Origin of the sequence: Streptomyces mutabilis (assembly GCF_014649815.1) — a bacterium.
In the GTDB taxonomy this organism is placed as follows: Bacteria; Actinomycetota; Actinomycetes; order Streptomycetales; family Streptomycetaceae; genus Streptomyces; species Streptomyces mutabilis.
Genome location: NZ_BMTT01000002.1, coordinates 126,928 through 141,286, shown reverse-complemented (window position 1 = coordinate 141,286; position 14,359 = coordinate 126,928). Strand labels below are relative to the sequence as shown.

Below are 14,359 nucleotides of genomic sequence, written 5' to 3'. Positions count from 1 at the left end.
GCTCTAGTACGCGACCAGCGAGATCCCCACGTAGTGCGCGATGAAGGCGGCCAGCGTGAGGGAGTGGAAGACCTCGTGGAAGCCGAACCAGCGGGGTGAGGGGTTGGGGCGCTGGATGCCGTAGATCACGCCGCCCGCGCTGTAGAGCAGTCCACCGACGATCACCAGGACCAGCACCGCGATGCCGCCGGTCCGCATGAACTCCGGCAGGTAGAAGACGGCCGCCCAGCCCATGGCGAGGTAGCAGGGGGTGTAGAGCCAGCGCGGGGCGCCGACCCAGAAGACGCGGAAGACGATGCCGGCCGCGGCGGCGGCCCAGATGCCCCACAGCAGCCACTGGCCCTTGGCGTCGGGCAGCAGCAGCATCGTGAGCGGGGTGTAGGTGCCCGCGATGATCAGGAAGATGTTGGCGTGGTCGAGACGGCGCAGCACGCCGTCCATGCGCGGACTCCAGTTGCCCCGGTGGTAGAGGGCGCTGACGCCGAACAGCAGGCAGGCGGTCAGTACGTAGATCCCGCAGGCGATGCGGCCTTCGGGTGTCTCGGCGAGGGCGGTGAGCACCAGGCCCGCCACGAGGACGGCCGGGAACATGCCGAGGTGCAGCCAGCCCCGCAGCTTGGGCTTGACCGGATGCGGCAGGGAGAGCGCCACGGGACCGCGGCCGGCGGCCGGTGTGTCCTCGTGCGCGTCGGGGACGGACGCAGTCATGGGCGCATCGTACCTACGGGGTCGTAAGTTACGCATCAGTACGGAGCCTCGTCGATCCTGAGTGGTCATCGTCTCACGGGGTACCCGGCCGCGCATCCATCAAAAATCACCGACGCGGACACGTGGCGATCCTCACGCCGCTCAGGTGTGACGCCCTCTGGACAGATGGGCGCTCGCGTCGGATGATCAAATGAGTGCGGTCGACACCGGATGAGCGCCCAAGAGGACAACGTCACGCATCCGGGTCGCAGCCCCCACGGGGCCCCAAACAAAAACCCCTCATTTAGGAGCAATCGTGGCGCGCGACATCGCTGCTCCCCCCGTCCCCACCAACCACCAGGAGCTGATCTCGTGGGTGAACGAGATCGCCGAACTGACCCAGCCGGACGAAGTGGTCTGGTGTGACGGATCCGAGGCCGAGTACGAGCGCCTGTGCGGGGAGCTCGTCGAGAAGGGCACCTTCCGCAAGCTCGACCCGATCAAGCGCCCCAACTCGTACTACGCGGCCTCCGACCCCTCCGACGTCGCGCGCGTCGAGGACCGGACCTTCATCTGCTCCGCGAAGGAGGAGGACGCCGGCCCCACCAACCACTGGAAGGACCCCGCCGAGATGCGGGAGATCTTCACGGGTGACAAGGGCGAAGGGGGCCTGTTCCGCGGCTCCATGCGCGGCCGGACCATGTACGTCGTGCCCTTCTGCATGGGCCCCCTCGGCTCCCCGCTTTCCGCGCTGGGCGTCGAGATCACCGACTCCGCGTACGTGGCCGTCTCCATGCGCACCATGACCCGCATGGGACAGCCGGTCCTGGACGAGCTCGGCGACGAGGGCTTCTTCGTCAAGGCCGTGCACACCCTCGGCGCCCCGCTGGCAGAGGGCCAGGAGGACGTTCCGTGGCCGTGCAACAGCACCAAGTACATCTCGCACTTCCCCGAGGACCGCGAGATCTGGTCCTACGGCTCCGGCTACGGCGGCAACGCCCTGCTCGGCAAGAAGTGCTACGCCCTGCGCATCGCCTCCGTCATGGCCCGCGACGAGGGCTGGCTCGCCGAGCACATGCTCGTGCTGAAGCTGACCCCGCCCACCGGCGAGCCCAAGTACGTCGCCGCCGCCTTCCCGTCGGCCTGCGGCAAGACCAACCTCGCCATGCTGGAGCCCACGATCTCCGGCTGGACCGTGGAGACCATCGGCGACGACATCGCCTGGATGCGCTTCGGCGAGGACGGCCGCCTGTACGCGATCAACCCCGAGGCCGGCTTCTTCGGCGTCGCGCCCGGCACCGGTGAGCACACCAACGCCAACGCGATGAAGACCCTGTGGGGCAACTCGGTCTTCACCAACGTCGCCCTCACCGACGACGGCGACGTGTGGTGGGAGGGCATGACCGAGGAGACCCCGGCCCACCTCACGGACTGGAAGGGCAACGACTGGACGCCCGAGTCCGGCACCCCCGCCGCCCACCCCAACGCCCGCTTCACCACCCCCGCCGCGCAGTGCCCGATCATCGCGCCGGAGTGGGAGGACCCCAAGGGCGTGCCGATCTCGGCGATCCTCTTCGGCGGGCGCCGCGCCACCGCCGTACCGCTGGTCACCGAGTCCTTCGACTGGAACCACGGCGTCTTCCTCGGCGCCAACGTGGCCTCCGAGAAGACCGCCGCCGCCGAGGGCAAGGTCGGCGAGCTGCGCCGCGACCCCTTCGCCATGCTGCCGTTCTGCGGCTACAACATGGGCGACTACATGGGTCACTGGATCGACGTGGCCAAGGACAAGGACCAGTCCAAGCTGCCCAAGATCTACTACGTCAACTGGTTCCGCAAGGACGACGAGGGCAGGTTCGTCTGGCCGGGCTTCGGCGAGAACGGCCGCGTCCTCAAGTGGATCGTGGAGCGCCTGGAGGGCAAGGCGGACGGTGTCGAGACCCCGATCGGCGTGCTGCCGACCAAGGAGTCCCTGGACACCGACGGCCTCGACCTCGCCGACGCCGACCTGGACTTCCTGCTCAGCGTCGACAAGGAGGTGTGGCGCGAGGAGGCGGCGCTCGTCCCCGAGCACCTGAACACCTTCGGCGACCACACGCCCGCCGAGCTGTGGGACCAGTACCGCGCGCTGGTGCGGCGCCTGGGCTGATCCCCCTGGTTTCGCGGCCGGTCCGGCTAGCCCTGACCCGCGAAGTCGTCACGAAGGCCGGCCGCGAGGGACCTTCTCACGCTCCAGTAGCTCGATGTCCCGGAGCACGGGGAGGTCCCGCCTCGGGCCGGGTCACCGCACAACGGCGTGCGGAGGACCCGGCCCCAACTCCGCGCCTTCCGGCTCTCCCGGCGCCCGTCAGCCCGAGCGGTCCTCCAGGTACCGCGTGTGGGACTCCTGCCGCCGCGCCTCGGTCTCCCGCAGCTGCGCCGCCAGCCGCTCCGCCTCCTCGTGGAGCAGCGTCAGCTGCCGCTCCAAGTGGCGCTCCGGCGGCTCCTGCCCCGGCGTCAGCCGCGTCCACCAGCGGGCCCGCACATACGCGTCCACGGCCTCCGGTACGTCCTGCCGCACCGCCCGCGACACCGCGTGCACGCCGTCCGGGTCTGCCGCCAGCACCTCGGCGACCCAGCCCGGCTCCAGCAGCGCCCCCAGCAGCCCGGTCAGATCGCCCAGCCGCTCCCCGGCGGCCGGCGGCAGCTCGACGTCGGCCAGGTAGCCGCGCAGCCGCCCGAAGTCGCCGCGCACCTCCTCCAGCTGGGCCGACAGCTGCGCCGACGGGTCGGGGAACTCGGGCGGCGCGGGCCGCTCCGGCGGGGCGACCAGCGCACCGGCCCCGTACAGGCCGACCACCACCACGGGCCAGTACGGCCCCGCCACCCCTGTGAGGGTCAGCACGACACCCGCCAGTCCGCAGGCGCTGCCCGTCAAGTTCTTGCGGGACTCCAGATACGTCCAGACGCCCCCGCCCCTACTGGTAGCCACGGATCTCCTCGAAGGCGCCGTCCAGCGAGCCCTTCCGGGCGTCGAAGAGGCGGCCGCCGGTCAGTTCGGCGATGTGTGCCAGCTCGGCGCGGTCGGAGTCGCCGAAGAGGATCGGGAAGACCGGGATCTCCTGCCGGGCCTTGCCCAGCGAGCCGTAGAACCGGTCGAAGTCGGCCGCGTCGGCGCCGGTGGTGTTCTCACCGTCCGTCATCAGCACGATCGACGTGAACGTGTCCCCACCGCCGCCGAGGTGGTCGTACGCCTTCTCCAGCGTAGTGAAGATCGCGGTGTCGCCCTGGGCGGTCAGGCGCTCGGTGTCCCGGCGGATGCCGTCCAGCCCGGAGCGCGGGTCGGCGGGGTCCACGACGTGGGTGGAGACCTGTTTCACGTCCGACCCGAAGGGCATCAGCGTCACCTCCTCGCGGTCGCGGAAGTCGCCGGTGAGTGCGGTGAGAGCCTGCTTCAGGCGGCTCAGCCGCTCGCCCGCCATCGAGCCGGAGGTGTCCAGGACGTACACCGTCCTGGACGGGCGGCGCAGGTCGTTCTCGTAGGAGTCCAGCAGGCCGTCGGCTACGGACCGGCTGCCGGGGGAGGGCAGTTCGCGGCGCCGGCTCGTGTCCAGGCCGGCGGCGGGCGGCACGGAGGCGAGGACCGGGCGGCGGTTGGTGAGGGCAGTGATCTCCCGCTGCGTCCCCTGGCTGCGCAGCGCCTCGGCGACGCGGCGGACGTCCTCGCGGGTCGCGGCGTTCGTCGAGGCGAGCGTGGAGAGCGGGTAGTCGGCGGTGAGCACGCCGTCGGTGGGGCGGATGACGGTGAGGCCGTCGATGCCCTTGAGGACGGACTCGTAGTTGAGCAGCGCGTCCACGGTCCCGCGCCGCTGGTAGGCCGACGCCAGCCAGCCCGACGAGCCCGAGGTCAGCTTCTGCCCGGCGAAGAACTCCTTCAGCCGGGGCGTCGCCTTCGCCACGTCCGCGTCCGTGAGCGCGGACTGGGCGCCGGAGAGCGCGGAGGCGACCGAGACCAGGGTGGCGAAGCCGGAGTTGGAGCGGGCCGGGTCGGTCATGCCGTAGGTGAGCTTGCCGACGGTGACGGCCCGCTCCACGTCGGACCAGGTGACCTGCCCGGGCCGCCACCCCAGTTTCCTCACGGTGGCGTCCTTCACGCCGATGGCGACGGGGCTGGACATCACCGGCGTCTCGGAGACGACCCGCTCAGCGGCCTCGGGGCGCAGGCGCAGCGAGTCGTTGGACGACAGCCACACCGCGTCGTACCTGCCGTCCGTCCCGCCCTTCGCCAGCAGGTCCACGGCGTCGAGGGTGCCGATGGGGGTGAGGCGGACGGTGACGCCGGTGTCCTCGCGGACCTGCTCCAGGATCGGGGTCATGTCGGTCAGCTCGCTGGAGGCCAGGACCCGCAGGATGCCGGGCTCGGCGGGGCCGGACGCTCCGGGGGCCGGCGGGCCGTCCGTGCCGTCGGCCCCCTGCGAGGTGCAGGCGGTGAGGAGGGCGAGTGCGGCGAGGCACCCCGCCAGGGCGCGGCGTCTCATTCCAGGCCCCCTTCGTGGGACTCCAGCCGCCCCTGCGCGCGGCTGCGATCCAGGTACGCGCTCGCGTGCCGCAGCTCTCCCGTGAGCGACTCCACGGTCGCCGCCATCGCCTCCGTCGCCTGCACCTTGTAGGTGTCGATGGTGTCGAGGGTGCGGTAGATCTGCTGGAAGGCGGTGCGCAGGGTCTCCGCGCCCACCGCCGGGTCGGCGGCGATGCGCTGGATCTCCCCGCTCTGCGTGGCGAGCATCTCCGCGTTGCCCCGGATCAGTTCCTCGGTCGTGCCGCGCAGCGCGTTGACCTGCTCCACGACCTTCTTCTGGTGGTCCAGCGCGGAGGCCAGCATCACCGAGATCCGCAGCGCCGACACCGTGGTCGTGGCCGCCCGGTCGACGCCCTTGATCAACTCCTCGTTGTTGCGGCGTACGACGTCCATGGCGAGGTATCCCTGCGCGCACACCGCGAGCTGGGTGAGCAGGTCCTGGTGCTTCTGCCGGACCGGGAAGAGGACGTCGGCGCGCAGTGCGTCGGCGGCGTGCGGGTCGGCCGCCTCGACACCGGCGACGTGCCGATCGACGGCCGTGTCCAGGGCCTCGGTGAGCACGACGTACTCCTGGAGTTTGCCCATGGTCTCCCACAGGCGGACCCGCTCGGTCTGCAACGCCGCGTTGTCGCGGCGCAGTTCGTCCTGGCCGCCGCGCAGCGAGCCCACGATCCTGTTGAGGGTGCCCTGGGCGGAGGCGTACTTGGCGACGTGGTCGCGCAGCCGGTTGCCGCCGGGCAGCCGGGACAGGAACTTGCGGCCCTTGCTCACGGGCAGCTCGCGCGGGTCCAGGTCCTCCACCACGCGCCGCAGCTCCACCAGGGAGCCCGCGACCCGGGCCTGTGCGTCGTCGCCCCGGTCGGGCAGACTGCGCACGGTCCGCTCCAGCATCCGGTTGGACTGCGCGGCGGCGGTGCGCATCTCGGGGGCGCCGAGCCCGGTGATCTCGCCGACCCTGCCGGCGAACTCCGGCGAGCGGGCGTCGAGCGCGGCGAGGTCCTCGACGTAGGCGGCGGCCTTGCGCGCCATGTCGGCGCGGGTCTCCTCGTCGACGGGGACGAGTCCGCCGGCCTTCTCCCGGGGCACGGGGGCCACGGGTTCGGGCGGGGTGAGGGTGAGGGTGAAGTCGTTGCCGGTGTCGGTCACTTGGACGGTCCCCCTGTCGTCCGCTGTCATCCGCGCGCCCGGCGGGCCATCTCGCGCAGCACCTCGGAGGTGGGCACGGGAGCCTGCCGGACGTCGGTCAGCTGCTGGTTGAGAAACGCGGTGTCGGCTTCGGTCGCCTCGGTGAACTCGGCGGTCGCGCCCTGCGGCCGGAACCCGTGCGCGACGGCCAGACGCCGCAGCTCCGGATCGGTGGCGAGGAGTTCACCCAGCGCGCGGCCCTCGCCGGTGAGCGGTACGACGGTGTGGTCGCTGGTGGCGGTGGTGTCCGGGTACAGGAGGGTGAGGTCGCCGACGCTCTCGACGCCCTCCTTGAGCAGCGCGGCGACCTGGGACTCGTACACCAGCACCAGCGGCTCGCCGACACCGCTCGTGAAGTCCCGGAACGCCGCGTCCGAGCTGGACTTCTGGGCGCCCTGCACCTGCACCAGCTTGCGCATCAGCGGCGCGGTGCCATCCAGGTCGGCTTCGCTCGCGACCACCCGGTTGCCGTTCGCCACGTAGGAGGCGGCGGCCAGGTAGAGAGCGCCGGAGTTGGAGCTCTCCGGGTCGGTGGTCGAGACGTACAGCGTCCCGGTCAGCTCGCCGTGCTTCTCGGCGCCCTCGAGCTGCTGCCAGGTCCGGTCGGCACGGGCCGCCTCCAGGAAGGCGCCCATCTTCAGGGTGCCGCCCCGGCTGCGGTCCAGCGTGGCGAGCCCGCCCGCCGCGAGCACCTGGGCGGCGCTGCGGTGGGCCACCACGACCAGCGGAGAGTAGAAGGGCCGGGGCAGCGGCTTGCGCGCGCCGTGCTTGTCGGCGAGCTCGTCGGCCGGCGCCTGGCTGGACGGGAAGGCGAGGTCGTAGCCCTCGAGGTCGAGCTCCTCCATCGCCCATGACCCGGAGGTCTCCGCCCGTACGGTGTAGCCCTTGGCGGCGAGGGCGTCCACCACCTCGCGGTCGGCGAAGAACGCTGCTTTCTCCGACCCGATCACCGCGCGCACGGTCTTCGTTGCCGTGCCCTCGTCCTCCGCTTGCCGGCCCTCGACGACGGCTGCCACCACGCCGCCGATCAGCAGGACCGCGAGAACTATTCCCACGATTCGTCTCACACGAGGAGCATCCCTCCGGAACCCTACGTTCCCCGGCGCCCCGGGTGAACGGGAGGTGGCCGCGCCATACCGGTATGCAACGGGAACAAGCCACTCCGCACCGACCCGCCGCCGGAACTCCACCGCGAGGCGGGACACGGCGGTGTACGCTCCCGATCTTGCACGGCCCGAACGGCCGTTCCCCGTCCAGTGGGGAGAGGGGAACGCCGTTCCGTCAGGGCCGCCGACACAGCCTGTGGGGGGCACAGTTGATTACAGATCGAGGCGCTGGATCAGCCAGACGTACCGGACGGCTCGCGGCCACGCTGCTGGCCGCGGCGCTCGCCGCCGGCGGCCTGACCGTCGCCGCCGCGCCCGCCGCGCACGCCGCGACCTCCGACGTCGTGGCCAAGCTGCCGATCTCCTCGTTTTCGGCGCTGACGGTCGACTCCGCGCACCAGCGCGTGTACGTCGCCGACAGCAACCTGGGTCACTACGCCAACAAGGGACTCATCGCCGTCTACGACTTCTCCGGCGAGCGCGTCACCACCATCACCACCGCGCGCCACGTCTCCGGTCTCGCACTGAACGCCGACGGCAGCGTGCTCCATGTCGGCGGCCGGGACGGAATCCTGCGGTACGACACCACCACGTACCTGCCGCTCACCGCAGGGGTGGCGAGCACGGACATCTGCGGGCGCAGTCTGGCCTTCGCGGGCGGAAGGGCGTACCACACCGCGTCGTACGCCAGCTACGCCGCGGAGTGCGACACGACGCTGACGTACCTGGACTACAGCCAGACCGACAACACCTGGCAGCGCAGCGGATGGCAGGACCACGGCAGGCTCCAGCTGGAGGCGGGCCCCGGTGACCGGCTGATGATGGGCCAGCCCGCGAACGACAAGGCTCCGGACCCGTTCGTCTCGGTGTTCGACGCGAGCGGGACGACCCTGGTGCGCACGGCCGGACGCCGCTTCGCCGACGGTGAGGGCGAGGGCGCCCTGAACCTCAAGGACATGGCGTTCTCCGCGGACGGCACCAAGGTCGCCATCGCCGACGCGGCCGCCGGGACCCGGCTGCTGAACGCCGCCGACCTGTCCGACGCCCCGACCGGCTACCCGTCGCTGCCGGCCGGCTCTTCCGCGTCCGCCGTCGCCTTCAGCGGTGACGGCAAGTACCTCGCGCGCGGCGCCTCGGCCTCCGGCGCGACGCCCGACCTGCTGCTGTCGCCCGCCGATCCCGGGGACGCGACCGCACCGCTGGAGTTCGCCTTCGAGGGCAGCCTCGACGGCGACCGGGTGGCGCCGCGCGGGCTGGAGTGGTCCGCCGACGGCTCCCGGCTGTTCGCGGTCACCACCAACACCGCGGGGAACCAGTACTGGCTGCACGTCGTCCAGCCGCCGGCCGTCCAGTACGACACCCGCTTCACCGGCACCCTGGCCCACAGCCCCGCCCAGGCGGTCGCGGGTGAGGCGCTGGCGGTGCGGGGCCGGCTGGAGCTGGACGGCCCGGCGCCCGCGGAACCGCTGAAGGTCACGGCGACCCGCACCGACGCGGCCGGTACGCACGAGCTGGGCACCGCCACCGTCAAGGCGGACGGCACCTTCACCGTGCTCGACGAGCCGGACCTGATCGGCGAGGCCACGTACACCGTGTCGTACCTCGGAGACCTCATCCACCGCCCGGCCACCGACGTCACCCACACGGTGTCCGTCGGCAAGGCGGCGGGCTCGATCGTGCTGACCGCCCCGGCGGAGGCGTCGATGAGCACCGGAGTCCGCATCACCGGCACGTTCACCGCAAAGGGGAAGGCGCTGCCCGAGCGGGCCGTGCTGAAGGTGGAGCGCACCGACCGGCTCGGCACCGGCACACTGTCGTCGGTGACGGTCGCCGCCGACGGCACCTTCACGATCGACGACCTGCCGCGCACCCGCCGGGACACGACCTACACGGTCAGCTGGCCCGGCGACGACCTGCACACCGGGGCGACCGCGTCGGCGACGGTCCGCGTCACCCGCTGATCACGCGCACAGCAGGACGGGGCACTCCGGGGAGCCTGCCCGGGGTGCCCCGTCCGCGGTGCAGGATGAATGGCACCCGGCCCGCGCGTCGCTGCGGGTGCGCGCGGGCCGGGGCCGTCGGGGGAGCCCGGAGGGCTCAGCGGGACGCGAGTTCGCGCGGTTCGAAGGCGGCGGCGTGCGCGTCCATGCGCTCGGCGGTCAGGATCGCGACCGCCGTGTCGGCGCGGGAGGCCGCCACCACCAGGGCACGGCCCGCGAGGGTGTGCGCCCGCCGGTGCAGGGCCGCCAGGTGCGGCGAGGGGCGGGCCGCGGTCACCGGCACGCGGACCGGCGCCTGTCCTCCCCGCAGTCGGGTCACCTGCTCGGCGAGCCGGTCGGCGGCGGTGTCCAGGTCGGTGCCGGGCGCCCGCGCGCGCAGCTCGTCCGTGACGGCGAGCAGAGCGGCGAGGTGGCCCGCGAGCTGGATGTCCAGCTCTTCCTCCCGGGACCGGTGGGGGAAGTCCGAGGTGTTGCCGGCCATCGTGCTGTGGACCGACTTGGTGCGGATCGGTTCGTACATGGGATGGCCTCCTGAGTTCTTCAGGAAACCATCCTACATTAGATTCAATCTAAAGTTGATAGCGGTCGGGGAGTGGATCACGGCTGGCCGTACCCGTCCAGAAAGTTGCCGATCCGCCCGATCGCCTCTCGCAGGTCCCCGGCCGTCGGCAGGGTCACCACCCGGAAGTGGTCGGGCTCCGGCCAGTTGAAGCCGGTCCCCTGGACGACCATGATCTTCTCCTGGCGCAGCAGGTCCAGGACCATCCGCCGGTCGTCCTTGATCTTGAACACCTTGGGGTCGAGCCGGGGGAAGAGGTACAGCGCACCCTTCGGCTTGACGCAGGTCACGCCCGGGATGCTGGTCAGCGCCTCGTGCGCGGCGTCCCGCTGCTCCCGCAGCCGACCGCCCGGCAGCACCAGCTCGTTGATGGTCTGCCGCCCGCTGAGCGCGGCGACCACGCCGTGCTGGCCCGGCATGTTGGCGCACAGCCGCATGTTGGCCAGGATCGTCAGGCCCTCGATGTAGGACTCGGCGTGCGCGCGCGGCCCGGAGATCGACATCCAGCCGACGCGGTAGCCGGCCACCCGGTACGCCTTCGACATGCCGTTGAAGGTGAGGGTGAGCAGGTCGGGGGCGATCGCGGCGGTCGGGGTGTGCGCGGCCTCGTCGTACAGGATCTTGTCGTAGATCTCGTCGGAGCAGACCAGCAGGTTGTGGCGGCGGGCGATGTCGGTCAGGCCGCGCAGTACCGCCTCGTCGTATACCGCGCCCGTCGGGTTGTTCGGGTTGATGATCACGAGCGCCTTGGTGCGGTCGGTGATCTTCCGCTCGACGTCCGCGAGGTCGGGCATCCAGTCGGACTGCTCGTCGCAGCGGTAGTGCACCGCCGTACCGCCGGACAGCGAGACGGCGGCCGTCCACAGGGGGTAGTCGGGCGCCGGGACCAGGACCTCGTCGCCGTCGTCCAGCAGGCCCTGCATCGCCATCACGATCAGCTCGGAGACGCCGTTGCCGATGTAGACGTGCTCGACGTCGGTCTCGATACCGAGGGTCTGGTTGTGCATGACCACGGCCCGGCGCGCGGCCAGCAGGCCCTTCGCGTCGCCGTAGCCGTGGGCCGCCGAGACGTTGCGGAGGATGTCCTCCAGGATCTCCGGCGGGCACTCGAAGCCGAAGGCGGCCGGGTTGCCGGTGTTCAGCTTCAGGATGCGGTGCCCGGCCGCTTCCAGCCGCATCGCCTCCTCGAGCACCGGGCCCCGGATCTCGTAACAGACGTTGGCGAGCTTGGTCGACTGGATCACCTGCATGTCCGTGAGCTTACGACCCGGTTACGTTTCACGGGTCGTGTTATCCGCCACTTGAGACGTGTGGTTCGGGTGGTTTCGTCACCCGCCCCGGGGCGGGTCACCGCGGAGTGCGCCGCACCGACCGCCCCGCCAGTACGTCCGTGCGCCGTCCGTCCTCCATCACGAACCGCCCGTCGACCAGCACGTACGGGATGCCCGTCGGCAGCACGCGCGGGCTCTCGTACGTGCTGCCCGCCGCGACCGTCGCCGGGTCGAGGAGCACCAGGTCGGCCCGGTACCCCTCGCGCACCAGCCCCCGGTCCGGCAGCCGCAGCCGGGCCGCCGGGCGCGAGGTCAGGTGAGCGACGCACTCCTCCAGTGAGAGCACGCCCAGCTCGCGCACGTAGTGCCCCAGGTAGTGCGGGAAGGTGCCGTAGGCGCGCGGGTGCGGCTTGGCGCCCTGGAGGATGCCGTCCGAGCCGCCGGTGTGCACGCGGTGCCGCATGATCGCGCGGACGTTCCCCTCGTGGCCGACGTGCTGGAGGATGGTCGGCGCCAGCCGGTCGGCCAGCAGCAGGTGCCGGGCGACCGTCCACGGACTCTCGCCGCGCAGCCGCGCCGACTCCAGGACCGTACGGCCGACGTACTCCGCGAGGGCAGGGTCGCCCGTGCCGGAGATCTCGATCGTCTCCCACTCCATGGGCACGCCGTGGGAGCCGTCGGAGCCGATCTCCTCCATGTGGTGCCGGATGCGCTCGGCGGTGTCGTCGTCCGCCAGCCGCTCCATGATCCGGTCCGGGCCGCCCTCGCTCGCCCAGCTCGGCAGCAGCGCCACGAGGGTGGTGCAGCCGGGGGTGTACGGGTAGGTGTCGAGCGTGATGTCGGCACCGGCGGCGAGCGCGTCGTCGAGCAGGGCCAGCAGCTCGGGCGCCCGGCCCTCGTTGACGCCGAAGTTCATGGTGGCGTGCGCGAGGTGCAGCGGGCAGTCCGCCTCCCGCGTCAGCTCCACCATCTCCTCGTACGCCGCCAGCGCCCCGGCCCCGTACGAGCGGTGGTGCGGGCAGTAGTAGCCGCCGTACGACGCCACCACCCGGCACAGCTCGGTCAGCTCCGCGTCCTTCGCGTACATGCCCGGCGTGTACGTCAGCCCGGACGACATGCCGACCGCGCCCTGCTCCATGCCCTCGGCGACCAGCCGCCGCATGTGCTCCAGCTCGGCGTCGGTCGCCTCCCGGTCGTCCCAGCCGACGGCCAGGGCGCGCACCGTGCCCTGCGGGATCAGGTAGGCGGCGTTGACGGCGATGCCCGCATCGAGCCGGTCCAGGTACTCGCCGACCGACCGCCAGTCGAAGTCGACGTCGTCACCGGGACCGTTCCACCCGGCGATGGCGCGGCGCACCTCGGCCAGGGTGCGGTCGTCGACCGGCGCGTACGACAGCCCGTCCTGGCCGATGACCTCCAGGGTGACGCCCTGGGCGGCCTTGGCGCTGTGGTCGGGGTCCCGCAGCAGCGCCAGGTCGCTGTGGGCGTGCATGTCGATGAAGCCGGGGGCCAGGACCAGGCCCTCGGCGTCCAGCTCGCGGCGTGCCTTCGGGCGCTGGCAGCCGGCGGCGGCCGCCTCCCTGACGATGGAGACGATCCGGCCGCCGTCGACCACGACGTCGGCCCGGTACGCGTCGGCGCCGGAACCGTCGACGACGTCCGCGTCCCTGATGACCAGCTCTTCCATGTCCAGCTTCTCCCGGCTTCCCTAGAAGAACGTGCGGATGTAGTCGACGACCGTCCCGTTTGCCTCGGCGACCGGGATGAGCTGCCACTTGTCGAAGGACGTGCAGGGGTGGGACAAACCCGTGCCGAGCCAGTCGCCCACCTCCAGGTCCGCCTCCCCGGTCGTGCGCAGCCAGGCGTGCTGGTCGGACAGGCCGGTCACCTCGATGCCGGTGGCGGGGCGCTCGGCGCCGTCGCGGCGGACGACCTGGGCGAGGGGCAGGTGGAGGTCGTAGGCCGCGTCCCGCTTGCCCGCGTTGGTGAACGCCTGCTCGGGGGAGGGGCGGGAGACGACCTGGCTCCACAGACGGAAGGCGGGCTCCAGGGCGCCCTCCTCGGGGACCCGGTTGAAGGGGGTCAGCTCGCGGTAGTGGCCGTCGTCGTGGGAGACGTAGGCGCCCGAGCGCAGCAGCTTCAGCACCGGCAGGGACAGGGCGGGGGCCTCGGCGAACACGTCGGCCACCGCGTCGAACCAGGCGCTGCCGCCCGCGCTCACCACGATCTCCTCCAGCCCGGCGAACCGCCCGGCCTTGTCGAAGTCGACGGCTAGCGCCACCAGCCGCCGCAGCCAGGCGTGCACCTTCTCGGTGTCGGCGTCCGGCACCTCGCCCTCGTACCCGGCGACCCCGGCCAGCCGCAGCGTCCGAGCCCCCGCCACCGCGTCCGCGACCGCCGCGCACTCCGCCTCGGTGCGCACGCCGGTCCGGGCGCCCTCACCGGCGGCCAGCTCGACCACGACGTCCACCGGGCGGCCGGCGCCCGCCTCCGTCAGTGCCGCGTCCATCAGCCCGACGCCCCGCACGGAGTCGACGTAGCAGACGAAGCGGAAGTCCGGGTCGGCGTCCAGCTCGGCGGAGATCCAGCGCAGGGCGGCGGCGTCGACCAGCTCGTTGGCGAGGAAGACCCGCTGGACGCCGAAGGCCCGCGCCACCCGCACCTGGTGCGGCACCGCGAGGGTGATGCCCCAGGCGCCGTGCTCGATCTGGCGGTGGAAGAGCTGCGGGGCCATGGAGGTCTTGCCGTGCGGCGCGAAGGCGAGGCCGTGCCGGGCGGAGTACGTCTCCATGAGCTTCAGATTGTGCTCCAGGCGCTCGGCGGACAGGGCCAGCACGGGAGTGGTGAAACCGCCGGTGAAGAGGTTGCGGCGCTGTCCGGCCAGCTCGGCGACGGTCAGGCCGTACGCGTCCGGCGGGAGGCCCTTGAAGCGGTGGTCGACGTGCTCCTCGGCCAGCTTGGCGAGGGCATCGGTGCCGGAGTCGAGGGCCATGGAG

11 protein-coding genes are annotated in these 14,359 nt (G+C 71.9%); 2 read left to right on the top strand and 9 right to left on the bottom strand.

The features are described 5' to 3' along the window. Nucleotides 1-3 precede the first annotated feature (3 nt). A complete protein-coding gene (gene trhA / locus IE142_RS04795) occupies nt 4-708 on the bottom strand; it encodes a PAQR family membrane homeostasis protein TrhA (protein ID WP_191884551.1) in 705 nt (234 codons plus the stop codon). Between the two features lie 295 nt (nt 709-1,003). Here trhA and IE142_RS04790 point away from each other — a divergent pair, with 295 nt between their 5' ends. Further along, nucleotides 1,004-2,833 (top strand): phosphoenolpyruvate carboxykinase (GTP), encoded by a 1,830-nt coding sequence (locus IE142_RS04790; RefSeq protein ID WP_191884550.1) that lies wholly within the window; start codon nt 1,004-1,006, stop codon nt 2,831-2,833. A gap of 198 nt (nt 2,834-3,031) precedes the next feature. Here the strand turns inward: IE142_RS04790 and IE142_RS04785 are convergent, their stop codons facing one another. The 4 genes from IE142_RS04785 to IE142_RS04770 are packed head-to-tail and all read right to left on the bottom strand — an operon-like array spanning nt 3,032 to nt 7,494. Continuing rightward, a complete protein-coding gene (locus tag IE142_RS04785) occupies nt 3,032-3,655 on the bottom strand; it encodes a hypothetical protein (protein WP_191884549.1) in 624 nt (207 codons plus the stop codon). Next, entirely contained in the window at nt 3,642-5,201 is a 1,560-nt protein-coding gene (locus IE142_RS04780; RefSeq protein WP_191884548.1) for a vWA domain-containing protein, read from the bottom strand. Before IE142_RS04780 ends, IE142_RS04785 begins: the two co-directional genes overlap by 14 nt. Then, the gene (locus tag IE142_RS04775) at nt 5,198-6,418 is read right to left on the bottom strand and encodes a toxic anion resistance protein (RefSeq protein ID WP_191884547.1); all 1,221 of its coding nucleotides are present in this window, start codon (nt 6,416-6,418) and stop codon (nt 5,198-5,200) included. The genes IE142_RS04780 and IE142_RS04775 overlap by 4 nt, the downstream gene beginning before the upstream one ends. Continuing rightward, on the bottom strand, nt 6,415-7,494 hold the full coding sequence (locus IE142_RS04770; RefSeq protein ID WP_191884546.1) for a substrate-binding domain-containing protein: 1,080 nt from the start codon (nt 7,492-7,494) through the stop codon (nt 6,415-6,417). Before IE142_RS04770 ends, IE142_RS04775 begins: the two co-directional genes overlap by 4 nt. Before the next feature lie 248 nt (nt 7,495-7,742). Here IE142_RS04770 and IE142_RS04765 point away from each other — a divergent pair, with 248 nt between their 5' ends. Then, the gene (locus IE142_RS04765) at nt 7,743-9,494 is read left to right on the top strand and encodes an Ig-like domain repeat protein (RefSeq protein WP_229830161.1); all 1,752 of its coding nucleotides are present in this window, start codon (nt 7,743-7,745) and stop codon (nt 9,492-9,494) included. Between the two features lie 136 nt (nt 9,495-9,630). Here IE142_RS04765 and IE142_RS04760 read toward each other — a convergent pair whose 3' ends face one another. The 4 genes from IE142_RS04760 to IE142_RS04745 form a co-directional block, all read right to left on the bottom strand. Beyond that, the gene (locus IE142_RS04760) at nt 9,631-10,053 is read right to left on the bottom strand and encodes an SCO4983 family protein (RefSeq protein WP_191884545.1); all 423 of its coding nucleotides are present in this window, start codon (nt 10,051-10,053) and stop codon (nt 9,631-9,633) included. 77 nt (nt 10,054-10,130) lie between these two features. Continuing rightward, nucleotides 10,131-11,342, bottom strand: a complete 1,212-nt coding sequence (locus IE142_RS04755) for a pyridoxal phosphate-dependent aminotransferase (RefSeq protein ID WP_191884544.1) — start codon at nt 11,340-11,342, stop codon at nt 10,131-10,133. A 97-nt stretch (nt 11,343-11,439) separates the two neighbouring features. Next, the gene (locus tag IE142_RS04750) at nt 11,440-13,050 is read right to left on the bottom strand and encodes an N-acyl-D-amino-acid deacylase family protein (protein WP_191884543.1); all 1,611 of its coding nucleotides are present in this window, start codon (nt 13,048-13,050) and stop codon (nt 11,440-11,442) included. 21 nt (nt 13,051-13,071) lie between these two features. Further along, entirely contained in the window at nt 13,072-14,355 is a 1,284-nt protein-coding gene (locus IE142_RS04745; protein ID WP_191884542.1) for an amino acid deaminase, read from the bottom strand. Nucleotides 14,356-14,359 lie beyond the last annotated feature (4 nt).